The sequence below is a fragment of the Actinomadura rudentiformis genome (assembly GCF_008923185.1).
GTDB lineage: Bacteria > Actinomycetota > Actinomycetes > Streptosporangiales > Streptosporangiaceae > Spirillospora > Spirillospora rudentiformis.
On the sequence record NZ_WBMT01000003.1, the window covers coordinates 439,953 to 464,760 of the forward strand.

Sequence of the window (24,808 nt, forward strand, 5' to 3'; positions counted from 1 at the left end):
CGTGAAGCTACCGGATGGTAAGCATGAGGTGCTTTAGCTCGCGAACACATAAGAGTCGGCTGGTTTTGTCACGGCGGTGACAAGCGTCGAATTGCGCTTGATGTGACGCGGCCAGCCTAGTGATCTGACCACCGTTCTGGCACGGTAAGGCCAAGCATTCGTCCCTTTTGCTCCGGGTGGCGGTCCGCTGCCGATGGCAGCCCGCTACGGACGGCGGCGGGCGGAACCGGGGCGCCGAGCCGCGAGGCGACGCCGCAGGACGCCCAGGCACGCGACCCCCCACAGCAGCGCGACCTCGCCGACGAGCACGAGTCCGAGAACGACGGCCCAGGAGGTGTCCTGCTTCTCCTCCGAACCGCTCGGCGAGATCAAGGTCATCTGATGCCCGTCCGGCCCGGTGAGGACGCTCGGCGTTGGCGGCACGGCCATCGTGGGAGACGGCGACAGCGTGGGCACTGGGGCGTTGAACGGTGGCAGGACCGCATCGGTCCGCGCGCCCGGCTGGGGTGTCATCTTCAGTTGGGGAGTCCGCTGCGCCGAAGGCTGCGGCACCGGCGTGGCCGGGTACACCGGCGCGGTCGGCGGCCGCAACGTCGTGGGCGGCCTTGACGAGGCAGGCGGCCTCGACGCGGCAGGCGTCTTCGATGCTGCCGGTGTTTTTCGCTTGGGTACCGGCGGAGTGCTCTGCGGGGTGGGCGGCATCGCCCTGGGCACCCGCGGAGTGATCAGCGAGGGCGACCGTTCAGGCCTGCTCTGGATGGGGCGCCGAGTCGGCTTACGGCTGGGCGTGGCGGTTTTCCGTGGCCGCGCGCTGGGACTCGCGCCGGGTGTCCGCGTAGGGGTCCACTTTCCGGTCGGGCGGGGAGCCTTGGACGGGGTGTGCCTGCCCGACCGGGTCGGCTCCTGGCTGGGGCCGCTGGACGGATCCGGGGCCTCCGGCGGATGCTCCGGAGTCTCCGGCGGACGCTGCGGGGCCTCCGGCGGACGCTGCGGGGCCTCCGGCGGACGCTCCGGGGGACGCTGAGGACCCTCCGGGGGACGTTCCGGCCCCTCCGGCGGACGTTCCGGCCTCTCTGGTGCGGTCGGCAACTGGACGGCGAGCGTCGACTCTCGCCTGACATTGGCAGCGGACGCGATCGCCACGATGCGAGGCGCCCTCGTGGTACGCATCGCCGCGGACGTCCGCACGCCGACCTGGAAATTCCGGGATCCCGCGACATCACCCAGCGAGCACCGCAGCCGGTGCCCCGCGCCGCCGACCACGCATTCCGCCGGGTAGGCCCCCCAGACCAGCGGTCGCTGCGCGATGAGCCTCAACGTGGCCTCGCGGGCGACTCCTCCGGTGGTCCGCACCTCCACGTCGTACGTGCGGACCGGGTCGGTGCCGGTCGCCGGGCCGGCGGGCGCCATCACGGTCGTCAGCCGTACGTCCGACGCCCGGGAGGACGACGAAAAAAGGATCACCGGCGGCACGGCGAGCACACCGCAGAAGGCGACCGCGCCCCATCGCCGGAGCCTCCATGCGGCTCGGTCCCTCGTAGGCACCCGTCCCCCCTTGTCACACTCTTCGTCGGGGGGACGACGCCGTTCGACACCGGACTTAGTCAGTATTGCCACGTCAGCACCAGCGTTAACGTCAATCATCCAGACTTTGGGACCACCCGCTTTCGCTAAGCGAAATCATTTCTCCGTACAATCGAGACTCGCGGAGAGAGGAGACCCCCGGTGGCGGAGGCCGTACGGTCGCTGGAGCGCGCCTTCGAGCTGCTGGAGCACCTGGCGGACGCCGGAGGCGAGATGGCCCTTTCCGAATTGACGGAGGCGTCGGGGCTCCCGATGCCGACGATCTACCGCCTGATGCGCACGCTGGTGAACCACGGCTACGTACGGCAGGAGCCGTCCAAGCGCTACGCCCTCGGGCCGCGCCTGATCCACCTCGGCGAGGGGGCGAGCCGCCTCCTGGGCACGTGGGCCCGCCCAACGTTGGCCCAGCTCGTGGACGCCATCGGTGAGACCGCCAACATGGCCGTCCTGGAAGGCGACGAGGCGGTGTACGTCGCACAGGTGCCGTCCCGGCACTCCATGCGGATGTTCACCGAAGTGGGCCGGCGGGTCCAGCCACACTGCACCGGCGTCGGCAAGGCCCTCCTGGCGCAGCTCCCCGAGCCCAAGGTCCGCGACATCCTCGCCCGTACGGGCATGGCCGCGCAGACCTCCCATACCTTCACCGACCCGGACGCCCTGGTCGACGAGCTGGCCCGCATCCGCGCCCAGGGCTACGCGCTCGACGACGAGGAGCAGGAGATCGGCGTCCGCTGCGTCGCCGTCGCCTTGCCCGGCGCCCCGACCCTGACCGCCATCTCGGTCTCCGGCCCGTCCGCCCGCATGACCGCCGACACCGTCACCGAGATCGTCCCCGTCGTCCAGGAGGCCGCCGCCCGCTTCACCGCCGACCTGAAACCCGCCACCTCCTGACGACAGCCGCCCAGCGCCACGCCGGAAGTCCCAGCCGCTTGACCCGGCGCGCCCAAGATCGCCGGTGAAACCGACATGTCCCGCTCGCAGTTCTGACGCAGGCATCGGTCCAAGGCGTGTCCCGCACGTGAACGGGGTGGCACCGGTGTTCCGGCACCACCCCGCATAGGCGATCGCTTTCTGTGGCCTGCGCTCAGTCGATGACCTCGCCCACCACGACGTTCGGGCGGCCGCCGCGTTCCCAGGTGACGAAGTCCCCCGCCGACCTGATCAGAAGGGCGGCCAGCCACAGGGCCACGCCGGTGTCGTCAGCGATCCCGACGACCGGCAGGACCTCGGGAATCGCGTCGATCGGCGAGATGATGTAGATGAGGCCCAGTGCCAGCAGGCCGAGCGTCCCGTACGACATGCCCTTGTAGTTGCCGCACAGCACCGACTTGATCATGCGCGGCACCGCGCGGACGCGCTCGAACAGGCCCGGGGCGTCGGGCTGGAGTGTCTCGCTGTAGATCTGCCAGGCCTGGCCGGCCGCTGCAGCACTGCGCTTCTTGTTCACCGGGCACTCCTACATCACACGAACAAGGGCGCGCCCCCGCGGCGCCCACGACTATCTACGACGCGCGATATGCCCGAGTTGTTCCATTGATCGAGCATGATCCGGATCACCCTCCCCCCTGACCGGAGGCGGTCAGGCGGCGGCAGTACGGCGATGATCGCGAGTAGCGTGCACATCCCTTTTGCCCGGGTAATTCCCTTGGAGCTGAGATGCGGCCACGCAGCCTTGAGGCCATCGTCCGGAGCTACTACGACCATGTGGACCGCGGGCAGTTGGAGGCGCTGCTCGCGCTCTTTCACGACGATATCGAGTACGAGCGGCAGGGCACCCCCACCATCGTCGGCCTGCCCGCCCTGCGGACGTTCTACGAGTCCAGCCGCGTCATCGAGACCGGCGTCCACCAGCTCGACCAGGTGCTGCCCGGCGACGCCTGGGTGGCGGTGCGCGGCAGGTTCCAGGGCCGTCTCCGTGACGGGCAGGACGTACGGCTGCGCTTCACCGACTGGCACCACTTCCAGGACGGCAAGATCATCCGCCGCGAGACGCTCTTCCCCGGTCGCACGGTCTAGGAATCCGGTCACCGAAGGTAAGGGTTCCATCACGTACCCATACCAAAGGCGGTGATTTGGGCGCGTTTCCCGGGGCCTGCTGGAAACATGGCTTTCGAGACCCGAGAACGTGCAGGAGAGCGCCGCTCCTGCCTGGCGTGGTCTCCCCAGCGTCGAGCACGGGGAGCTGACTCAGGCATGACCGGCGAGCGTCCGAACACCAGCCGAATCATCTCCGGCACCACGGCCGGCACACCGTATCTCGCACTTCCTCCGACCGCTGTCGACGCCCGGCCGGCGGGCCCCACCCGGCTCGTCATCGCCTGGCCCGGCTTCGATCCGCCCCGGACCGGCGCGGCGTTCGCAGCGGCGGTGCCGCTGACCGGCGTGCCGACATGGCGCGTCCACCTGGACCTGCCGACCGTGAACGGCGATCCGCCCAACGCGCTCACCTCGGGTGACCTGCTGGAGGACGCGGGCATCGAACGGTACGCAGCGATCGTCGAACAGGCGGCCACGCGGCTCCCGGCCGTGCTGGCGGGCCTCCGCCGCGACCTCGGGATCACCGATGGCCCCATCGCACTGGCGGGATTCTCAGTCGGCGGCGCCGCGGCACTGCTGACGCTGGCTCGGGGTCTGGTGCCGGTCAGCACCGCGGCGGTCATCGCGCCTGTGATCGCCCCGGCCCGCACCGTACGGTTCCTCGAAAAGCGGGCCGGCCGCGAGCGAGCCTGGTCCGACCGCGCCCGCGACCTCGCCGACCGGCTCGACCTCGGAACCCTCGCCGGGGACATCGCCGGCCACGGCGCCACCCTGCTCCTCATCGGCGGCGCCAAGGACCGCCTGGTGCCGCCCAGCGAGATCACCGCACTGCGCGACTCGCTGCGACGGCACGGCACCGAGACGGCCGAGTCGGCGACGTTCCGGATGGGCCATCACCTGACGGCCGAGCCCGGCACCGATCCGCTGCCGCCCACCACCGAGGCGGTACGGGTGGACGGCGCGCTCTCCGACTGGTTCCGCGAACGGCTCGCCCGGACGGCCGCGCGCCCACCCGGACACCGGCCCGCACAGGCACCGGTACCCCTCCACCTCGAAGGCTCCAAACTGGAGCCCGCCAGCGGCGCCGGCCACCGCACCTGACAAGGCAACCAAATCCACCCACGCCAGCCCCACCGCACCGCAGGCACCACCACGTGGCAGACCTGGGCGCGGGGCGGACACCACCGTGGCAGACCTCACTGCGTGGTGATGCTCGTCGTGCGGGGGGCTCGGCTTGCGGTTGGCCTCGGTTTGCGCGACGCGCTTAGCGTGCGAGGTCCTCAGCGGCGGGCGAGGATTTGGTAGCGGACCGGGATGACGCCTGATCCGGTGCCGCCGACCTCGGCCATTGCGGCCTTGGAGAGGTCGAGGCAGCGGCCGCCCACGTACGGGCCGCGGTCGTTGATGCGGACCACCACGTCCTTGCCGTTGTTCTTGTTGGTCACGCGGACCTTCGAACCCATCGGCAGGGTCTTGTGCGCGGCGGTGAGCTCGCTGGGGTCGAACTGCTCACCGCTGGCCGTCGGCTGGCTCTCCCAGTAGTACGAGGCCTCACAGGAGCCCGACTCGATCACCTTGAACGGCGACCTCTTGGGCTTCGTGGACGGCTTGACGGCCTTGGGCTTCGGGGTGGGGGCCGCCTCCCGGGCGCCGCCTCGGCTGGCGCGGCCGGGGGTCTCCCGCGGCGGGTCTGCCTGCGGGGTGAACGAGGGGGCCGGGGCGGCTTGGGTGGATCTCGGTGTTCCCTCACTGGCGAGGGCGGCCCAGCCTCCTGCTGCGATGACCGCCACGGCGACGCCGGTGGCGATCAGGATGGTGCGGATACGGGTCTTGGGGCGATGTTTTCCAGGCCTACCCACAGAGGAGTCCTTTGGTCGGGGACAGAACCCCGGACGCCCGGCGTGTCGACTCACCGCCGTTCCTTGCGGCCGTTCAGGCGCCCTGAGGTCGACCCGAATCCATCGCCGCCCGCGGGACGGCCCTCCAGGGGAAACGACCCCGTGGGCTCCCGCCGCTGTGCGCTCTAGAGGCGCTCCGCGTCATCGCGGTATTGGCGTCCGGCTGGTGCGGTCCCCGCCGGTTCTCATCGCTCTCATGTCAGGGTCCGCACACAAGTCCCAGACCGTATGTCGCGGATCTCGATCCTTTGACAAATCTTGGCCCTTTTGTGGGGTTTATCACCCCTTTTATGGCGCCATGGAGTGGATCAAACACTCTGTGTTGAGCACAACGAAGATCACCTTTACCGGGACGTGGAACGCCGATCTCGGAGCGATAACGGCAATTCCCGCCAACGCGAACGGGGCGTTCCGAGAGTGCTCAGAGCACCTCGGACGCCCCGTTCGCGCGCCGGATGAGCGGTCAGTCGTTCTCTTCTGGATCGACTGGGCCCTGCGGCCCCTTGGAGAACTTCGCCAGCTGCGCGGGAAGGTCCGACAGCCCGTTGGCCGGCAGGATGCGGTCCAGGCCCGGCAAGCCCCCGAACAGGCCACCCTGGTCAGACGCGGGAGCGGGTGCAGGCGCGGGCGGCTCTCCGTCGGCCAACCGGGCCGCGCCACCGGGAGCCTTGCCCGTGCCATCGGTCACGTGACCGGTCGCCAGGCCGGGCGCGCTGCTCAGCGAGCCACCGGTCTGGGCCGTCTCGGCCGGCAGGCGCAGCGCGTTGCTGAGACCCGCGAGAGCCGGGGCCTGCGGCAGTGCGGTCGTGGTGTTGGTCACGGCGCCGAGCAGGTTCTTGACCGTGTCGGTCTTCCCATCGTGAGCTCGCTTGCGTTCGGCGATCGGAAGGTCGCCCGGCAGGCTTCCGAGAGGCAGGCCATTGGTGATGCTGCCAAGCGGCAGGGTGTCGGTGACCGTGTTGAGCGGCACGCCGCTGGTGATGCCACCGATCGGCAGGCCGCGGGCGACCCCGGCGACGTGGACGTCCTTGGTGAGCTCGGAGGCCTGGGCGACGATCTCCTTCACCTGCAGGCAGTCGGCGGGGCGAGCGTCAGGGCTGACACCATCGGCCCCAGGGCCGCCGTCCAGGCTCGCCACACTGCCCAGCGGGTCAACCGTGCCGGTGGGCGCGACACGGAAGGCGGCCGGCGGCGCGGCGGGGACCTTGGACAACAGGGAACCCGCAGTGCCCTGCTGCACGACGCCGGTGGCGCCGCGGACGGGGCCATTGACCTGGCCATTGGCGACCTGGGCGCACTCGGCGGCGCGGCCTCCCAGGGCCATGTCGCCGCTGGCGGCCTTGAGCGCCTTCTTGCCGAGCCCGGCGACCGCGCTCTGCGAGCCGCCCTTGGCGCGCCGGCCGTTCACGATGCTCTGGTTCTCTGCCTTGTTGGTCGAGAGCGCGCTGTCCAGGCGGACGGAGCCGAGTCCGGTCACCGGGTCGAGGATGGGTGCCGCCTGCGGCGGCGCCACCTTCATGACGGCGCCCTTGAGCAGACCGGCGACCGGGCCCTCGTTCGCGTGTGCCGGAACGGACCCGACACCCACCACCACGGCCACCGGAGCGAGGACGGAGGCCCTCACCAGACTCCTGGTAGTTCGATTCATTTTCCCCCCCGGGGGTTCGACGATTGACCCTGCACGTGCGTGCGCGACGGAACCCGGTGGTCCTTTTCGGTCCCGGCATTCCGCCGCACCGTCGAGCGGGGACGTTAGTACACGCGCAGTGGCCGCACAGCGAATTCCCGGATGAATTGAAGGACCCATTAAAAGATCTACGACAATGGATCGACGCCATTCAAATGGGCAGACATATTCCGACATCCACCCCCATCCATGACGACCACTTTGATCGCCACTGGCACCGCAATTGCGTAAACGACAAAGCGAGGGTGCCCAGAACGGGTCCGGGACGCCCTCGCTTTTTACCTGACGCGGCTATGCCTGAGTGCCGCCCATGGCGATCGCCTCGTCGACCTCCTGCTTGCGGGCGGCGAGCTCCTGCGCGTGCCGCTCCTCGTCGACCTGCTCGGCTATCTCCTCGTCCTGGCGCATCAGCGCCTCCAGGTCGGCCTTGGCGTTGTCGAGGACGCCCATGTCCGCGTAGGCCGCCTGCACCTTGTCACCCCAGAGCCCGACATCCTTCACGCATGGAACGATCCGGCTGAAGAGCAGAGACTGGTAGAGCGTCTGCATTTCGGAGTTGTCGACGTATTCCATGCACTTGTCGACGGGCATGTCGAGCTGCTCGAAGATCTCCCGGCCCTTGAAGCGGTCACGCATCAGATAGCAGCCCTCGACGACGAACTCCTCGCGCTCCGCGCGTTCCTTCTCGGTGAGCTCGGCGTAGTAGTCCTTGAGCGCCAGCCGGCCGAACGCGACGTGCCGCGCCTCGTCCTGCATGACGTACGCGAGCAGTTGCTTGACCAGCGGGTTGGTCGACAGATCCCGGTAGAGCCCGAACGCCGCGAGCGCCAGTCCCTCGATGAGGACCTGCATGCCGAGATAGGGCAGATCCCAGCGGGAGTCCTCAAGCGACTCCGCGAGGAGCTTCGCGAGGTCCTGGTTGATCGGGTAGTACATGCCGATCTTCTCGTGCACGAACTTCGAGTACAGCTCCACATGCCGCGCCTCGTCCATGGTCTGGGTGGCGGCGTAGAACTTGGAGTCCAGGTCCGGCACCGACTGGACGATCCGCGCGGAGACGTTCAGGGCACCCTGCTCACCGTGCAGGAACTGGCTGAACAGCCACGCGCCCTGATGACGGCCGAACTCGTCGCGTTCCTTCTGCGTCATCCGGTCCCAGATCTCCGACCCGAAGAGCGGGTTGAAGTGCTCGGGCAGCCCGGCGACGTTGTCGGGGTCCACCTCGATGTCCCAGTCGATGCGCTTCTGCGCGTCCCACTGCTTGTCCTTGCCCTTCTGGTACAGGTTCAGCAGCCGGTCGCGGCCGTCGTCGTACTCCCAGGTGAAGCGGGCGTCCCCCGCCATCGGCACATTCCAGGTCTCCTGCGGCACCGGGGTGACGTAGCGGTCGTAGGAACTCACGTGTGAACCTCCTGCGGGCGCGCCGTGGGCCTCGTCTCTGATCAACCCACCGCTTTACATACCTTCGTAACATGTAAAGCGATGACCCACCAGACCCGAAAAGTCCGGCATCAGGCATCCGTCGCCGCCTCATGGCAGCCGTCAAGCGCGCCCAACAGCCCCATCGCAACCACATCAAGGGCATCCACCCCCGCACGCCCCGAGGCCGACTTTGCCCGGCCGCATAGCATCAAGCGATGCGACGGCCGTTCCTCGCCCTGCTCGCGCTCGTGGGCGCTCTCCTGACCGGGTGCTCGGATCCCGCCGAGCCCCCGTCATCCGGCCGGCCCTCCTCGTCCGGCCAGCCGCGCACCCATGTCCCGGCGGCGCGTTCGAATGCCGTGCCGAGCGCGGGATGCGGGCGCCAGGCCACCACGGGACGGCACACGTACGGCGGACGGTCCTACCTGCTGACGCTGCCCAAGTCCGACGGGCGGACACCGATGCCGGTGGTCGTCGATCTCCATGGGCTGAGGTCGACGGGCTTCGAGCAGGCCGTCTACAGCCGGATGGCGACGACAGGATCGGCACGCGGTTTCACGGTCGTCGAGCCGGAGGGGGGCGGCGGCAGGACGGGCTGGAAACTGCCCGGGATGGCGGAAGGCTCGGCGGACATCGCCTACATCGGATCGCTGCTCGACCACCTCGAACGGACGTTGTGCGTCGACAAGCGGCGCGTGTTCGCGACCGGCTTCTCCAACGGCGCCGGGCTCTCGGCCGCGCTGGTCTGCGGCCTGAACGGAAGGCTTGCGGGCGTGGCCCCCGTGGCGGGGCTCAACCTCGCCCGCCCTTGCCCGCGCGCCCGCCCCACCACGATCGTGGCGTTCCACGGGACCGCCGACCAGATCATCCCGTACCGGGGCGGCAGCCCGTTCGGCGGTGACCGCACGCGGATCCCCGCCTGGATGGACCCCGTCGACGGCGTCTTCGCCCTGCCGCCCGTGACGGCTCTCACCGACCAATGGGCCCGGACGTTCGGCTGCACCGGCACCGCCCGCGACGCCCCGGCGAACGAGATCAAGCGGGTGAGCCACACCGGCTGCCAGAACGGCGTCCGCGTGGACCTCTACACGATCACCGGCGGCGGTCACACCTGGCCCGGCGCCCTCCCGATCGGGATCGGGAGGACCACGGACCAGATCGACGCCACGAAAGTGATCCTCGACACCTTCTCGGCCCTCTAGGTCAACGACCGGCCGCCCCCGAGCGCGGGTCGCGGATCGGGCTCAGCGGGATTGGAGGGCGTCCAGGGCCACGGCCTGGGCCAGGATCAGGCGGCGGTCGAGGTTCGGGTCCTTGATGTCGACCACATAGCGGTCGCGCAGGCCGAACTTCTTCTCCACGGAGAAGACCAGCTGCTCACCCGCGTAGAAGTCGAAGTGGTACGGCCAGGCGAAGGGGATGTTGTTCGCGAACGGGATGAATTCCCAGACCCGCCGGAGGATCGCGACGTTCTTGTTGCGCTCGCTGCCCGTGGCCACGCCCAGGCCAGGCTGCTCAAGGTGCCAGGTCGACTTCAGGAGCGACTTCGCGAAGTCCTTGCGGAAGTTGCCGATCGACTGGCCGCCGGCGTCGGTGACGTCGTACGTCGCGCCCACGTCGATGACGCTGCGGGCCTTGAAGCCGAGGATCGGCTGGGACTTGGAGTCGTCGGTGTAGAGGGTGACCTGTTCCTTGAAGGCCAGCCGCTTCTGCTGGGCGAACGCGACCATCTCGCCCTCGGAGCCGTCCGGCGCCTCGGCGCGGACCTCGTACTGGTTGACCATCATCCGCACACGCTGGCGCACCAGGAAGCGGCTCTGCGTCTGGAGCTTCTCGAGATCCACGGGAGGCGTCCTGTTCTGTTGCGCATCGGGAGGAGTGTGGCGAGTGTGCCACATCTATCCGATCAGGTCTGCTCTATGTAACCCGCCAGATAGCCGTGGATCAGGCGCTCGGCCTCGGCGAGGATCTCGGGGTCGCCGTCGGGGTTGCGGCGGAAGGCCATCTTGAAGACGGCGTCGGCGGTCTCGACGGAGATGGCCAGGGCGAGCGCCAGCTGGGGGGTGTCGTTGACCGCGAAGTTGTCCACGATCATCTTGCGGAGCCGGTCGGCCACCACGGCGTTGTTGTCGGCGGCGGAGTCGAGCAGGTTGATGTCGGCCACGTCACCGAAGCGCAGCACCCGGAATCCGGGCACCTTGCGATGCATGTCCACGTAGATGTCGATGATCACGCCCACCGTGTCGGACCAGTTGGAGAAGGCCCCCTCCGCCAGTTGCCTGGAGACGCGCTGCCCGAAGAGCTCCAGGTTGCGCAGCGCCAGCGCCTGGGCGACCGCCCGCTTGTCCGGGAAGAACTGGTAGACCGAGCCGATCGCGACCTCCGCGCGCTGCGCGATCCGCGTCGTGGTGAGCCCGTCGTAGCCGTCCTCGTCGAGGATCTCCGCGCAGGCGTCGAGCATGCGCTGGACTCGTTCGGCGCTGCGACGCTGGGCGGGGCGGCGGCGCAGTGGGGTCCGGATATCCGTCACCATCCCATTGTCGCGCGTGGCGGCGGGCTACGGGACCGGCACCTTGCGTAGGTGCACGACCGTGCCACCCCACAGCCACGCCACAGCCACCTTTCCACCAGACAAGCTGCGCCTGCCGCCTACCTGACTGCCCTGAACAGGGCCTAAAATGCGAGAGTTATTCGTGTTCGTGCGGGAGATTCGGGTGGGCAGAGGGGATCACGTGGGCTTTCCAGCGGGCTTCCAGTGGGGCGTCGCGACCGCCGCGTACCAGATCGAGGGCGCCGTCGACGAGGACGGCCGCGGACCCTCGACATGGGACACCTTCGCGCACACCCCCGGCTGGGTGAAGGACGGCCACAACGGCGACGTCGCCTGCGACCACTACCACCGCTGGCCCGAGGACCTGGAACTGATGGCCGGTCTCGGCATCGACTCCTACCGCTTCTCCGTCGCCTGGCCGCGGGTCCAGCCGGCTGGCAGCGGAGCCGTGAACGCCAAGGGCCTGGACTTCTACGAGCGCCTGGTCGACGGCCTGCTCGAACGGGGCATCTCCCCCGCCGCCACGCTCTACCACTGGGACCTGCCGCAGCCGCTGGAGGACGCCGGCGGCTGGATGAGCCGCGACACGGCCTACCGGTTCGCCGAGTACGCCTCCATCGTGGCCGAACGGCTCGGCGACCGCGTCGACAAGTGGATCACGCTGAACGAGCCGGTCGTGGTCATGGCCTACGGGTATGCCTTCGGCGTGTACGCCCCGGGCCGGGCGCTCATGCTCGACGCGCTCCCCACCGCGCACCACCAGTTGCTGGGCCACGGGCTCGCCGTCAACGCGCTGCGCGGCCGCGGCGCACGCACGGTCGGGATCACCAACCACTATTCACCCGCCTGGCCCGCCGACCCGGCGAACGCCGCCGACCAGGCCGCCGCCGGGGCGTTCGACGCCCTCATGAACGCGCTCTTCACCGATCCCGTCCTGCGCGGGACCTATCCCGACCTCGTAGCCCCTGACCTGGCGGGCGTCGTCAAGGACGAGGACCTGGCGGTCATCTCGGCGCCGATCGACTTCCTCGGAGTGAACTACTACCAGCCGACCCGCCTGGCCGCCCCGCCGCAGGACGGCCCGCTGCCGTTCGAGATCACCGAGATCGAGGGCCACCCGGTCACCGGCATGGGCTGGCCGATCGTGCCCGCCGCGTTCGGCGACCTGCTCCGCGGTCTCCGGGAGCGGTACGGGGACGTGCTGCCGCCGATCTACATCACCGAGAACGGCTGCTCGTTCCCCGATGAGATCGCGCCCGGCGGCACCGTGGACGACACCGCCCGGATCGAGTTCCTGGACGCCCACATCACGGCCGTGGGCGACGCCATCGACGACGGCGTCGACGTTCGCGGCTACTACACCTGGTCGCTCATGGACAACTTCGAGTGGGCCGAGGGCTACGGCCCGCGGTTCGGCCTCGTCCATGTCGACTACGAGACCCTCAGGCGCACACCGAAGCGTTCGTACGCCTGGTACCGGGATCGGATCCGCTCACTCCGGAGTTGAGACAGGACGTGCCGGGCCATCGGGCGGGGGCCGGTGGCCCGGTTCGCCTTGGCTCAACTCTCTGATCACTGCAGGCTCAACTCTCTGATCACTGCAGGCTCGCGAAGAGCCGCTGCGCGGCGGGCTGAGACCACTGGACGCGGTTCGGGTCGCCGGGGTACGGCTCGACCGGCACGGTGACGAACTTCATCGTGGACGGATCGCCGGTGCTGCGTGCCAGGTCGTACATCGAGCGCAGGCCCAGCCCCGGGTCGGTGGTGATCGACTTGGTCGCGGCCCGCAGGAACGAGTAGAGCCGGGCCGGGTTGGCCAGCTCCGCCTTCGCCTTCGTGGCCATGGCGCTCATGAGCTGCTGCTGGCGCTTGATCCGGGAGAGGTCGGAGCCGTCGCCGACGGTGTAGCGGGCGCGGGCGTAGGCAAGGGCCTGCTCGCCGTCCAGGTGCTGCCTGCCTGCGGCCAGCCGGAGCTTGGCCTTGGGGTCGTTGATGGCCTTCGGCACGGTGAGTTCTACCCCGCCGAGAGCGTCGACCATGTTCGTGAACCCGCTGAAGTCGATCTCCATGACGTGATCGACCCGTACCCCCGTGGTGGCCTCGACGGTCTTCCACGCACAGGTCAGCCCGGCGTTGTTGAACGCCGAGTTGATCATCCCGGTCTGCGCCGGGAGGGTCGTGCCGTTCGCGTTCTGGCAGGACGGGATCCGCACCACCGAGTCCCGCGGCAGGCTGATCGCCCGTACGTTCTGACCGCTCGCCGGCACATGGAAAAGGATCATGGTGTCGGTGCGGGCGCCGTCCTCCCTCCCGTACTGCGAGTTGGCCCCCGCGCGGCTGTCGGAGCCCACGACGAGGAAGTTCTCGGCCTTGGTGCGCTTGGGCGGCCGGTCGCCCAGATCGTCGGCGCTCACATGCCGGATGTTGCCGTCCAGCCCGCTGTACACGACGTACGCGCCGGCCGTCATCAGGCCCAGAAGGGCGACCGCGATGCCCATCGACCAGCGCACACGGTTGGACGGCCCTCGCGGGGCCCTGTGCCTGCTCATTTCTCCTACCTCCGGAAACCAATTGGTCCAGGTTGTCCCACTCCGAGGTACGCGCCAGACCCCCGTAGAGGCTCACCCGGGCCCGTGGGCAGGCGTCCGCCACGTGCTGGGCATTGGTCAGCCGGTCTGCACGCAGACGGCGCGTCATGGCTCAAGGGACTCGGATCAAGGCCGCGAGGGAACACCTCGCGGCCGTGGACACCGTCATGGACGCGGGCCTGGATGCCCGCGCCGGCTCCGCCAGCCGGTCGACGAGGATGCTCCCGATGAAACCTCGGCGCCGGTGACGAGCACCTTGCGTGCCTTCAAGCCGTTCAACGGCCGTACTCCACGATCAGTTCCAAGGGGACGGCCCCGCTGGGCCCGGCGGTCGGGATCACGGACCCGGCGGGGGCTTCGTCACACACCTTTGATCTATTGGCCGGTCCCGTCGTCCGGTCGCTGCCGTTCGAGACGCTGCTGGGTCCGTTCGCCCACGCGGCGCCCGAAGCGCGCCACCGCGCGTCTGGCGCCTGGCGAGAGGCGGGAGAGCACCCGGCCTGCCTGGGCCTCGGCAGTCACAGGGACCACGGCACGGTTGTGCTGAACGGCCCGCATGATGGCCTCGGCGACCCGTTCCGCCGGATAGCCGCGGCGTTCGAACACCCGTATCGCCTGCTCGCGCAGCTGCTCGGCGACCGCGGGGTCAATGCCGACGAACTGCACGTGGCGTTTGATCGGGGTGTTGACGAGGCCGGGACAGACCGCGGTCACGCCGATCCCGTCCGGCTCCAGTTCCACCCGCAGGCACTCGCTCAACTGGAGCACAGCCGCCTTGGTGGTCGCGTAGGCGGGCAGGCGGGCGCTGGGCGCGAACGCCGCCATCGACGCCACGTTGACCAGGTGACCGCCTTCGCCGCGCTCGGCCATCTGCCGCCCGAACAGCCGGCAGCCCCGGTACACACCGTCGAGGTTGACCGAGCGGATGCGGTTCCATGCCTCCTCGTCGGTGTCCAGCAGCGCTCCGCTGATCCAGATGCCCGCGTTGTTGACGACCACGTCCGGCACGCCGAACGTGGCGCGCACGTAGTCGGCGAACCGCTCCATCCCGTCGGCGTCGGCCACGTCCACCCGGTAGACGTGGGCCTCGCCGCCCTTCGCGGCGATCTCGTCCGCCGTGTGCTTGGCCGCGCCCTCGTCGATGTCAGCCGCCACGACCCTGGCCCCGGCGCCCGCGAAGGCCACCGCTGTGGCACGACCGATGCCGCTGCCCGCGCCGGTGACCACCACGAGCTGGCCGCCGAAGTCCTTGCCCGGCTCGCCCGCCGCCCGGGCGCGCAGTAGATCTTGGGTCTCCGCCCCGCCCTCGACGTGGTCGACGAACTCGGTGATCCACCGGGCCACCGTGTCCGGATGGCTGCGGGCCACCCAGTGCCCGGCCGGCACGCGCCGCACGTACAGCCGGCTTGCCCTGCCGCGCGCCGACAGCAGCAGGCTCTGCACGGCGTACCGGTCCTTCGTCGGCACGATCAGCTGGACCGGCACGTCCGTGCGCGCCTCGCCTTCGGGTGGGTTCTGCCGTCCCATGTTGGCCCGGTAGAGCCCCAGCCCGTTGAGAGCGTCGCGGTGCAGCGTCGGCGCCGGGTGGCCGGGTCGTGGTTCGGCGCCCTCCATCGCCCGCATCCCGCGTTCGAACACGAGCGGGATGGTCCGCGCGAGCAGTTCACCCGTACGCGGGGCGATCAGCAGCGGCATGTACGCGCTGCGCCGTACCTGTCCCAACACCTCCAGGACGCCGCGCGGCCCGGTCCGTGCCGTGTCCTGTGCCCATCGCGCGACGTGCTGCCGCGCCGGGCCCGAGATCGAGGTGAACGAGGCGATCCGGCCGGCGAGGCGATCACCGGTCACCGCCTCCCAGCCCTGGATCGAGCCCCAGTCATGGCCGACCAGATGCACCGGCCCTTCGACGCCGACCCCGTCGAGCACCGCCGCGAGATCCTCCATGAGCATGTCCAGCTCGTAGTGGAGCGGATTCTCGGGAGTGGTGGAGGCGCCGGCCCCGCGGACGTCGTAGGCGATCACCCGGAACCGGGTCGCGAGCCGTTCGGCCACCTCGTCCCACATCGCGCTGGTGTCGGGATACCCGTGGATCAGGACCACGGCGGGTCCCTGCTCCGCTCCCCGTTCGCGTACGGCCAGCTCGACTTCGCCCGATCTCACGCGGTGATCCCGCATCCTGCACCTCCGCGGCTGAGGGTGCCCTTTGTTGCGAACGTACGCCCCTCAGGCGAGGTGTCCAGGGCATGAACGCGACGCGAGGCCAGGTTTCATGGTGTGTCCTCCAGGCGGATCATCAGTTGGGTCACCAGGCGTTCGGGGGGTGTGAGGGTGGGGGCGGTGAGATAGACCTCCCGCAGCGGCCCGGCCGGGAGGTGGCCGTGATCCCCGCACCATGCGAGCAGGCCGTGCGCGGTCAGGGCGATCTGGTCGTACGGCCCGACGTGCGTGGCCAACGCGTACGAGCCGCCTGGCAGGACCTCGTCGGCGCGGCCGTCGTCACTCTCGGACGCCACGCCGACCACGAACTCGTCCGCCAGATCCAGCGGAAAGAGCCCGATCAGCGGCCCCTGCGGCGTCGCCGCGGCCAGCACTCGGGCCACGCACCGCGACGTCGCCTCGCCGATGGTGGTGGGCGTCGCCGCGTCCCGTTCGACGAAGACCGTGCGAGCCGGCTCGCGTACGACCGTCACCTCCGCCCTGGGGAGCCCTTCGGCCAGTACGCGTTCAAGCAGGCTGAGCGCGTGACGGCGCCGGGCGAGGTCGGCCTGCATCCGGTCCCGGACCGCCTCCAGAGCGCCGGTCCCGGATGACAGCACGGTGCCGATGTCCGGCAACGGCACATCCAGCGAACGCAGGAGACCGATGGACAAGGCCTCCCCGGCCTGGTCCGGCCGGTAGTAGCGGTAGCCAGAGGCAGGATCGACCCACGCAGGGGCCAGCAGGCCCACGTCGTCGTAGTGCCGCAACTGCTTGACGCTCAGACGGCACAGGCGGGCGAACCGCCCGATCGGAAGGAGATCTTCGCTCACACGTCAAGCTTGGGCCCTCCCACGATGGGAAAGTCCAGCCCCGCCGCGTTCAGGGCGTTTCGCGGAGGTCTACGGTGTGGCGGTTAGTCCGGTGCAGGAGCGTAGGGCGTTCCAGCGCTTGACCTCGGCCTTCGCAGCGGCGCCGCTCAGGGGTAGGGGGAGGCCGGCGGAGATGCGGGCGGGCTTCCATCTGGCAGCTGAAACCTTGCCGTCCTGGAGCTTGAGCTGCAGGACGCCGGAGCTGGCGGTCTGGCCTGTGGCCGAGGAGAACACGAAGTTGCCCAGCCCATAGTGCACGTACTTGCCCTTGAGGTAACCACCGCCTTGCGGGACGTGCGCGTGGCCGCCGACGACGACGTCGGCACCGGCCGCGATGAGCTGCTTGGCGAGGTCCTGCTGGCGGGGCAGCGGGCATGTCTTGAGCTCCTGCCCCCAGTGCAGGTGAACGATCACGTAGTCGGAGCCTTGGCGCGCCTCCCGTACCGCCTTCACCATGCGCGGGACGTCCTTGGCCGAGGCGAGGCCGCCCTTGGCGTCGGTTGCGGTCCAGGCCGGGATCAGGTGATCGTCCAGCACCTGCGTCGCGCCGACGATCGCGAGCCGGTTGCCCTTGACGGTCACTCGGTGGGCCCGGTAGGCCTCGGCGGCGTTCTTGCCGATGCCCACCGTCGGGAAGCCGGTCCTGCGGATCGCCTTGAGGGAGTCGCGCAGCCCGGAGTCCATGAAGTCCATGCCGTGGTTGTTGGCCATCGAGGTCACATCCACCCCGGCCGCGCGCAGCGCCGTGAACGCCGACGCGGGCGCGCGGAACGTGAACTCCTTGCCGGGCGCGGGCGTACCACCGGTCGTGATGGCGGTCTCCAGGTTGACCATGGCGAGGTCGGCGGCGCGGAGCGTCTTGGCGATGGGGCCGAGGGCCGTGGCGGGCTTGGCCAGCCGGGCACGGAGGTAGTCCTCGAAGTGCACGTCCCCGCCGAACGCGACGATGATCGGCTGCTTGGCCGCGGCGACCGTGTTGGGTGCCGGCGAACGGGTGGCGGCGGGTGTCCCGGACTTCGCCGGGCCCGTTCCGCCCTCGGCCTCCGAACTCCCGGAGCCACTGCTGCAGGCACCCGCTGCCAGGGCCAGCACCCCGGTCACGGCGGTCATCGCCATCGCGTTCCTGCGCATCGGACCCTCGTCTCCTTGATCGACTCGCCAAGCATGCCATGTGGCACCGACCGCCCCAACGACCCGAGTCCGCCGCCGGGCGGAGGGACAAGATCCACGTGAAACATCGCCGGTCACGTTCGGCTTACGGGTGATCAGGCGGGCTGGGCCTTGACGTCGGCGCAGCTGCGGAGCCCCTCCCACCGCGTCCGGGCCTGCTGGGCGAGCGTTCCGGTGAGCGGCTGCGGGATGCCTCCCGAGATCACCGCGGGCGCCCAGTCCGCCTTGGTGACCCGGGTGGCCTTCGCCTTGGGGTCGAGCGTGAGGGTGAGAACGCCACTCTGGGCCGTCAGTCCGTTGGAGTTGTAGAAGACGAAGTTACCGAGTCCGTAGTGGACGTACTTGCCTTTCAGGTAACCGCCGGCCTGCAGCACGTGCGCGTGGCTGCCCACGATGGCGTCCGCGCCCGCGTCGGCCAGCTGGGCGGCGAGCTCGCGCTGCACCGGGGTGGCGCAGGAGTTACGTTCCTGTCCCCAGTGCAGGTTGACGATGACGACGTCCGCGTCCTTGCGTGCCTGCTGTACGGCTTGGACGAGGCGCGGCGCGTTCTTGGCCGACGCGAGCCCGGCCTTGGCGTCGGTGGCGGTCCAGACCTCGATCAGGTGGTCGTCGAGCACCTGGGTGGCCCCGATGATCGCGACCCGGGTGCCCTTGACGGTAATCGTGTACGGCCGGTACGCCTCGGCCGCGTTCCGCCCGATGCCGATGATCGGGAACCCGGCCTGACCGCTCGCCGCCAGGGAGTCCTGGAGCCCGGTGTCGCCGTAGTCCATGCCGTGGTTGTTGGCCATCGTCACCACGTCCAAGCCCGCCGCCTTGAGCGCCCGGAAGACGGTCGGCGGAGCGCGGAAGGTGTAGTCCTTGGGTGCGGGCGTCCCGGCGGTGGTGATCGCCGTCTCCAGGTTGACCATGGCCAGGTCGGCCTGGCGGAACTGCGCCGCGATCGGCCCGAACGCGGTGTCCGGCGAGGAGGACAGCCTGGTCGCGAGCTCCCCCTCGAAGTGCACGTCCCCGCCGAAGGCGATGGTCAGCGGGCGCTTGTCGCCGCCTCTATTCCCCTCGGCGGACGCGCCCAGCAGCGAGCAGCCGCTCAGCGCCGCGCCCAGCGTCAGCAACGCCCCGGCTACGGCGAACCGCCCAATCCCACGTCTGGTCGGCATCGCGACCTCCCCATCTGCGCCGTCGTCCCCTGTTGGATGCCGCGGCGGGGGCCCGAGTTCTGGCCGGAATCGGGCGAAGTCGGCGAAGGAGGCGAAGTCCATGCAAAGGGAGGTGGTCGTCTGCGGGGTCAGGACGTTCGCTTGGCCCCGATGGCCTTCATCATCAGCGGCCAGGAACGGTTCATCTCGACGATCCAGTAACCCCACTGGTGCCACCCGTCCTTGTAGATGTGGGTGGTCACCGGGATCTTGAGCTGCCGGAGACGGGCGGCAAGGGAGACGTTGGTCGCTCCGGCGACCGCCTCGCTGATGCCGCCGACCAGCCGAGCCTTGACGAACTCCCAGCCCACGAAGGGCGGGTCGAGCTTGCCGGGGTTGCCGGTCGTTCCGGAGGAGAGGTAGATCCCGGTGCCGCGCAGGTTCTTGGCCAGAACGTAAGGGTCGTGCTGCTGCCAATTGCGCGCGTGCTTGTCAGGCTTACCCCAGATCCTGAACGGATCCTGACCGGGGTTGAAGACAAATCCCTCCGCCATGATGATCGCCGGGATTCCCGGCTTGGTGAGGTGCACGATGCCGCTGTAGGAAGCGGCGTACCTGAACAGCCCCCGATGACGCGCGGCGTACGTGATGGCACCTTGGCCGCCGGACGACAGCCCCATGGCGGCCCGCGCCGTACCCGCGCGGTAATTCCGCTCCATGAGCTGGATGACCTCCTTGGTGTGGAAGGTCTCCCACATGGGCGTCCCGCCCTTGCCGTAGTTGTACCAGTCCGTGTACGAGCCGTTCACGCCGCCTTCTGGCATCACGACCATCACGTTGTAGCGGGCCGCGAGCTTTTCGATGTCGGTGCTGCGGGTCCAGGAGATGTAACTGTCATTGCCGCCGTGGTAGGCGTAGAGGACGGGCCAGCGCTTCTTCGACGTGCGGGACCATCCCTTAGGCGTGATGACGCGGACCTTTACCGACGTGCGCAGTGCGGGAGAACGCACGGTGGCGTCGAAGGTGCGTGCGTCGATCCGCTTCTGGGCCGTGATGGCGGCTCCGGTGTCCGCCTTCCTGAGCGCTGCGGCGCCCGCTTCGGCCGGTGCTAGAAGTGCGCCCGCCACAATCGTTCCGGTGACGGTCGTCGCCAAGGCAGCCATGCGCAAACGGCGGCGTTCACTCGCCATAGGTCTTCTCCGATGTCAGTGCCGGCCCGACTGTGCGGTGAGGATCGCCGCGCTTCCCACGTTCGGCGCGCAACGCGAATCCCCGGCAGGCGAGCGCCTGTCCCGCGCGGGTCCCCCGAGACGCTAGCGAAGAAGATCATCTCTGCGACAGTGCTCGGCGCGACATAAATGGCAGCCGGAAATTATGCCTCTGGTGACAAAAGTGAGCGGGTGCGGACGGCCAGTCACCATGTGCCGTTGTCAGCCGATATCAACAAGTGACTATTGGGGGCCATTCCAATAATCAGGTGGACGCGTCGTCATTCCGGCCGACGGCGGCAGGATGCCCGGCCGGCCATTCTTCCCCTGGCGCCAGCTCGTATGGAGGAGTCGCCGCGATGGCCGACTGGAGCTGACCGGTTTCCACCGCAGCCGAACGTTCAGCCTGAGTCCCGTTCCGGATGTCATTAGCCTGCGGTCCGGTCCGGATGTCATTCTGGACGGAACGTGCCTGCGGCTCGGCCGAGCCCCCAAAGGCCTGAGAGACCGCCTGCAGCGCGGAGGTCATCTCGCTTGGGATCACCCAGAACGTGCTGCCCTTGGACTGGGCGAGCTTCGGCAGAGTCTGGAGGTACTGGTAAGCCAGGAGCTTGGGGTCGGCGTCGTGGTCGTGGATCGACGTGAAGACCCGTTCGATCGCCATGGCCTGACCTTCTGCCTCCAGGACCGCGGCCCGTTTGGCACCCTCCGCCTGGAGGATGGCCGACTGCTTCTCCCCCTCCGCCGTGAGGATCTTCGACTGCCGGACGCCCTCGGCGGTGAGGATGGCCGCGCGCTTCTCCCGTTCGGCGCGCATCTGCTTCTCCATGGCGTCCTTGATGGACGGCGGCGGCTCGATCGCCTTGATCTCGACCCGGGTGACACGGATCCCCCACTTGCCGGAGGCGTCGTCCAGGACCCCGCGCAGCGCCGTGTTGATGCGGTCTCGCGAGGTGAGCGTGGCCTCCAGGTCGAGGGTGCCGATCACATTCCGCAGCGTCGTCGCGGTGAGCTGCTCGATCGCCTGGATGTAGTCGACGATCTCGTAGTCGGCGGCCCGGGGGTCGGTCACCTGGAAGAACAGCACGGTGTCGATGTGGACGACCACGTTGTCCTCGGTGATGACGGGCTGCGCCTTGAACGCGACCACCTGCTCGCGGAGGTCGATCAGCGGCTTGACCCGGTCCACGAACGGGACGATGAAGCTGATCCCGGGCTGGAGTGTCCGGCTGTAGCGCCCGAGCCGTTCGACGTTGCGGGCACGGGCCTGCGGGATGATCCATACCGACCGCATCACCGTGATGGCCAGCACGGTCAACCCGCAGATGAGCGCGATGAGGATGGCGAGGGCGAGCTCGGTCATGTGGACCTCCTCAATCCGGTGGCGGCCTCCATCCGGTGTCGGGCCTCGGCCCGGCGCCGGTCTCAGTCCGGCGTCGGCTCAGCCGGGTACAGCAGTGCGGTGGCGCCCTCGATGGCCAGCACGTCGGCGACGCGTCCCGCCGGGATGACCAGATCCGGGTCGTACGGCCGGGCGGTCCACTCCTCGCCGCCGATCCGGGCGCGCCCGCCCGCACGGCTGACCTCGGTGAGGGTGACCGCCTCGCGGCCGACGAGCGCGGCGGTCCCCGAACGCAACGGCGGCGGCTGCTTGATGTGCCGCTGCGCGATCGGCCGGACGAGCGCCAGCCCGGCGACCGAGGACGCCGCGAACACCACGATCTGCAAGCCGACCGGCAGTCCGGCAGCGCCAGCCAGCCCGGCCAGCAACGCGGCGACGGCGAGCAGGCCGAGTGCGAGCGTGAGGGTCAGCAGTTCGGCGATCCCGAGCAGGGCGGCCACGATCAGCCAGGCGACCCACGCCTCCATGGCGACTCCTTAGAGGCGGCCGGATGTCCTTATTGTCAAGTTAACTCCGGAAAGTCCCCCCGACCATGCCCCGGCCCGACCTTCCTGGGTTCATCCACAGGGAGCCGGGGTTCATCCGCAGGGAACCCGTGCAGGATCATGGTGCGATCTTGCGAGGCGGAGCCGGGAGTGCGCGGTGCGGTGGCGGGATTCTGGTCGGGACTCGCCGGGTTACGGTCCGGGATCTGCGTCCTGACCAGGCATGCCCCAACAGGTTTACCCATCAGGTTATTGGCGCGGCCGAGGTGTCGCGCGTCATGATTGGTACGTTCCCGGCAACAAGGAGCATCTCGATGAGCAGCACGGCCTATCGCACCTGTCCACTCTGCGAGGCCCTGTGCGGCCTGGAGTTGACCCTGGACGACGGCGGCCAGGTCACCGGAGTGAGGGGCGACAAGCGCGACCCCCTCAGCAAAGGGTTCATCTGCCCCAAGGGTGCGACGCTGGGCCGCCTCGACGGTGACCCGGACCGGCTGGCCGAGCCGATGCTCCGCGACCACGACCGGCACGTGAGCGGCGGCTGGGACGACGCGTTCGAGACCGTACGCCGGGAGATCGCCAAGGTCGTCGACCGCCACGGCAAGGACGCGGTCGCCATCTACATCGGCAACCCGACGGCGCACTCGATCGCGGGCCCCCTGTACGGCGCGGCCATCATCAAGGCGCTCGGCACCCGCAACGTCTACACCGCCAGCACGGCCGACCAGATGCCCAAGCACGTCAGCAGCGGCCACATCTTCGGTGACCCGCTGGCCATCCCGGTGCCCGACCTGGACCGCACCGACCACCTGCTCATGCTGGGCGCCAACCCCCTGGAGTCGAACGGCAGCCTGTGCTCGGCACCGGACTTCCCCGGACGGCTGAAGGCCATCTCCAAGCGCGGCGGCAAGGTGACCGTCGTCGATCCGCGGCAGACCCGTACGGCCTCGCTCGCGGACGAGCACGTGTTCATCCGGCCGGGCACCGACGCGTACCTGCTCATCGCGCTCGTCCACACGTTGTTCGCAGAGGACCTCACGCGGGTGGACGGCCTCGCGGAGCGGATCAACGGGCTGGACGACCTGCGCGCGCTCGCCGTCGACTTCGCGCCGGAACGGGTCGCCGCGATCACGGGCATCCCCGCGGCCGGCATCCGCCGGATGGCCCGCGAGCTCGCCGCGGCCGACCGCGCCGCCGTCTACGGGCGCATCGGCACCTGCACCCAGGCGTTCGGAACGCTCAACAGCTGGCTCGTCGACGCCCTCAACGTGCTCACCGGCAACCTGGACCGGGAGGGCGGCGCGATGTTCCCGCGTTCCGCGCACTCCCCGGCCTACCGGCGCAAGCGGCCGTTCAACACCGGCCGGTGGCGCAGCCGCTTCCGCAACCTGCCCGAGGTCAACGGCGAGCTGCCGGTCGCCACGCTGGCCGACGAGATCGAGACCCCGGGCGAGGGCCAGATCCGTGCGCTGATCACGATCGGCGGCAACCCGGTGCTGTCGGCTCCGGGCGGCGCCCGGCTCGACCGCGCGTTCGCCGGGCTCGAGTTCATGGTGAGCGTCGACCCGTACCTGAACGAGACCACGCGGCACGCCGACGTCATCCTCCCGCCGCCCAGGCCGACGCAGACACCGCACTACGACCTGGCGCTGCTCGGCTTCACGGTCCGCGACTACGTCCGCTACTCGCCGCCCGCGCTCCCCCTCCCGGACGGCCGCCCCAGCGAGGCCGAGATCCTCGGCCGCCTCGCCGTCATCGCGTCCGGCATGGACGCCACCACGGCCGCGCTCGACGAGATGATCATCATGAGCACCCTGAAGAAGGCGGCCGCGCTGGAGGGCTCACCGGTCGAGGGGCGGGAGCCCGACGAGCTGCGCAAGATGCTCGACACCAACACCACGACCACCGAGCAGCGCCTCGACATGATGTTGCGCCTCGGCCCGTACGGCGACGGCTTCGGCGCCGACCCCGACGGCCTCACTCTCACCCGCCTGCGCGACGAGCACCCGCACGGGCTGGACCTCGGCGCCCTCAAACCGCGTCTCGACGAGGTCCTGTGCACCTCGTCCGGCCGGATCGAGCTGTGCCCGCCGTCGTTCGCCGCCGACGCCGACCGGCTCCACGCCGGCCTCGACGCAGGTCTCGACGCAGGCGGACCGAACGGCTCCGGCGAGCTCCTCCTGATCGGGCGCCGCCATCTGCGTTCCAACAACAGCTGGCTGCACAACCTCCCCGAGCTGGTGCGCGGCTCCAACACCTGCACGCTCCAGCTCAACCCCGCCGACGCTGAGCGCCTGGGCGTGCAGGGTGGCGACCTCGTCCGCGTGACTTCCCGTTCCGGCACCATCGAGGCGGTCGCCGAGCCGACCGCCACCGTCATGGCGGGCGTGGTGAGCCTGCCCCATGGCTGGGGCCACGACAGGCCCGGCACGCGTACGGGCGTCGCCAGCCGGAACGCGGGGGTCAACGTCAACGCGGTCACCGACGACCAGGAGATCGACCCGCTCTCGGGCACGGCGGTGTTCAACGGCGTCCCCGTCACCCTTGAGGCCGTCTGAGCACCGGCGGG

The 24,808-nt window shown here is 69.5% G+C and carries 22 protein-coding genes; 7 read left to right on the forward strand and 15 right to left on the reverse strand.

The window, feature by feature from the left end; translation table 11 throughout:
• Positions 1–204 precede the first annotated feature (204 nt).
• The gene (locus F8566_RS08570) at positions 205–429 is read right to left on the reverse strand and encodes a hypothetical protein (RefSeq protein ID WP_151559389.1); all 225 of its coding nucleotides are present in this window, start codon (positions 427–429) and stop codon (positions 205–207) included.
• Between the two features lie 19 nt (positions 430–448).
• Between F8566_RS08570 and F8566_RS08575 the strand changes: the two genes are divergently transcribed.
• A complete protein-coding gene (locus F8566_RS08575) occupies positions 449–1,024 on the forward strand; it encodes a hypothetical protein (RefSeq protein ID WP_151559390.1) in 576 nt (191 codons plus the stop codon).
• Positions 1,025–1,725: 701 nt separating this feature from the next.
• A complete protein-coding gene (locus tag F8566_RS08580) occupies positions 1,726–2,475 on the forward strand; it encodes an IclR family transcriptional regulator (RefSeq protein WP_192809579.1) in 750 nt (249 codons plus the stop codon).
• 193 nt (positions 2,476–2,668) lie between these two features.
• Here the strand turns inward: F8566_RS08580 and F8566_RS08585 are convergent, their stop codons facing one another.
• A complete protein-coding gene (locus tag F8566_RS08585; protein WP_151559391.1) occupies positions 2,669–3,031 on the reverse strand; it encodes a YkvA family protein in 363 nt (120 codons plus the stop codon).
• 209 nt (positions 3,032–3,240) lie between these two features.
• On the opposite strand from F8566_RS08585, the gene F8566_RS08590 reads away from it, so the two are divergent.
• Together F8566_RS08590 and F8566_RS08595 are read left to right on the forward strand one after the other, a co-directional pair.
• Entirely contained in the window at positions 3,241–3,600 is a 360-nt protein-coding gene (locus tag F8566_RS08590) for a nuclear transport factor 2 family protein (protein ID WP_151559392.1), read from the forward strand.
• A 177-nt stretch (positions 3,601–3,777) separates the two neighbouring features.
• Positions 3,778–4,722, forward strand: a complete 945-nt coding sequence (locus F8566_RS08595) for an alpha/beta hydrolase family protein (protein ID WP_151559393.1) — start codon at positions 3,778–3,780, stop codon at positions 4,720–4,722.
• A gap of 179 nt (positions 4,723–4,901) precedes the next feature.
• Here the strand turns inward: F8566_RS08595 and F8566_RS49705 are convergent, their stop codons facing one another.
• The 3 genes from F8566_RS49705 to F8566_RS08610 all read right to left on the reverse strand — a co-directional run bounded on the left by F8566_RS49705 (position 4,902) and on the right by F8566_RS08610 (position 8,607).
• On the reverse strand, positions 4,902–5,480 hold the full coding sequence (locus F8566_RS49705) for a septal ring lytic transglycosylase RlpA family protein (RefSeq protein ID WP_192809580.1): 579 nt from the start codon (positions 5,478–5,480) through the stop codon (positions 4,902–4,904).
• A gap of 502 nt (positions 5,481–5,982) precedes the next feature.
• On the reverse strand, positions 5,983–7,143 hold the full coding sequence (locus tag F8566_RS08605) for a hypothetical protein (RefSeq protein WP_151559394.1): 1,161 nt from the start codon (positions 7,141–7,143) through the stop codon (positions 5,983–5,985).
• A 354-nt stretch (positions 7,144–7,497) separates the two neighbouring features.
• Positions 7,498–8,607: a ferritin-like domain-containing protein gene (locus F8566_RS08610; RefSeq protein WP_151559395.1), complete on the reverse strand. Its 1,110-nt coding sequence runs from the start codon at positions 8,605–8,607 to the stop codon at positions 7,498–7,500.
• A 236-nt stretch (positions 8,608–8,843) separates the two neighbouring features.
• Here F8566_RS08610 and F8566_RS08615 point away from each other — a divergent pair, with 236 nt between their 5' ends.
• Complete coding sequence (locus F8566_RS08615; protein ID WP_151559396.1) at positions 8,844–9,830, forward strand: alpha/beta hydrolase family esterase; 987 nt, start codon at positions 8,844–8,846, stop codon at positions 9,828–9,830.
• 42 nt (positions 9,831–9,872) lie between these two features.
• On the opposite strand, the gene F8566_RS08620 is transcribed toward F8566_RS08615, so the two are convergent.
• Both F8566_RS08620 and F8566_RS08625 read right to left on the reverse strand, forming a co-directional pair.
• On the reverse strand, positions 9,873–10,472 hold the full coding sequence (locus F8566_RS08620; RefSeq protein WP_151559397.1) for an LURP-one-related/scramblase family protein: 600 nt from the start codon (positions 10,470–10,472) through the stop codon (positions 9,873–9,875).
• Positions 10,473–10,534: 62 nt separating this feature from the next.
• Positions 10,535–11,158, reverse strand: a complete 624-nt coding sequence (locus tag F8566_RS08625) for a TetR/AcrR family transcriptional regulator (RefSeq protein ID WP_151559531.1) — start codon at positions 11,156–11,158, stop codon at positions 10,535–10,537.
• Positions 11,159–11,360: 202 nt separating this feature from the next.
• Here F8566_RS08625 and F8566_RS08630 point away from each other — a divergent pair, with 202 nt between their 5' ends.
• The gene (locus F8566_RS08630) at positions 11,361–12,686 is read left to right on the forward strand and encodes a GH1 family beta-glucosidase (protein ID WP_225992968.1); all 1,326 of its coding nucleotides are present in this window, start codon (positions 11,361–11,363) and stop codon (positions 12,684–12,686) included.
• Positions 12,687–12,774: 88 nt separating this feature from the next.
• On the opposite strand, the gene F8566_RS08635 is transcribed toward F8566_RS08630, so the two are convergent.
• From F8566_RS08635 to F8566_RS08670, 8 genes are all read right to left on the reverse strand, one after another.
• On the reverse strand, positions 12,775–13,728 hold the full coding sequence (locus tag F8566_RS08635; RefSeq protein WP_151559399.1) for an LCP family protein: 954 nt from the start codon (positions 13,726–13,728) through the stop codon (positions 12,775–12,777).
• A 414-nt stretch (positions 13,729–14,142) separates the two neighbouring features.
• Entirely contained in the window at positions 14,143–15,927 is a 1,785-nt protein-coding gene (locus F8566_RS08640; RefSeq protein ID WP_318836395.1) for an SDR family oxidoreductase, read from the reverse strand.
• A 107-nt stretch (positions 15,928–16,034) separates the two neighbouring features.
• Entirely contained in the window at positions 16,035–16,796 is a 762-nt protein-coding gene (locus F8566_RS08645) for a MerR family transcriptional regulator (protein WP_151559401.1), read from the reverse strand.
• Positions 16,797–16,865: 69 nt separating this feature from the next.
• Positions 16,866–17,966 (reverse strand): CapA family protein, encoded by a 1,101-nt coding sequence (locus F8566_RS08650; RefSeq protein ID WP_225992969.1) that lies wholly within the window; start codon positions 17,964–17,966, stop codon positions 16,866–16,868.
• Between the two features lie 134 nt (positions 17,967–18,100).
• Complete coding sequence (locus F8566_RS08655; RefSeq protein ID WP_151559402.1) at positions 18,101–19,165, reverse strand: CapA family protein; 1,065 nt, start codon at positions 19,163–19,165, stop codon at positions 18,101–18,103.
• 128 nt (positions 19,166–19,293) lie between these two features.
• A complete protein-coding gene (locus F8566_RS08660) occupies positions 19,294–20,307 on the reverse strand; it encodes an alpha/beta hydrolase (protein ID WP_192809582.1) in 1,014 nt (337 codons plus the stop codon).
• Positions 20,308–20,617: 310 nt separating this feature from the next.
• A complete protein-coding gene (locus tag F8566_RS08665) occupies positions 20,618–21,715 on the reverse strand; it encodes an SPFH domain-containing protein (protein ID WP_151559404.1) in 1,098 nt (365 codons plus the stop codon).
• Between the two features lie 62 nt (positions 21,716–21,777).
• Positions 21,778–22,221 carry an NfeD family protein gene (locus tag F8566_RS08670; protein ID WP_151559405.1) on the reverse strand — a complete coding sequence of 148 codons (444 nt, stop codon included), beginning with the start codon at positions 22,219–22,221 and terminating at the stop codon, positions 21,778–21,780.
• Positions 22,222–22,553: 332 nt separating this feature from the next.
• Here F8566_RS08670 and F8566_RS08675 point away from each other — a divergent pair, with 332 nt between their 5' ends.
• Complete coding sequence (locus F8566_RS08675) at positions 22,554–24,797, forward strand: molybdopterin oxidoreductase family protein (protein WP_151559406.1); 2,244 nt, start codon at positions 22,554–22,556, stop codon at positions 24,795–24,797.
• Positions 24,798–24,808: the final 11 nt, after the last annotated feature.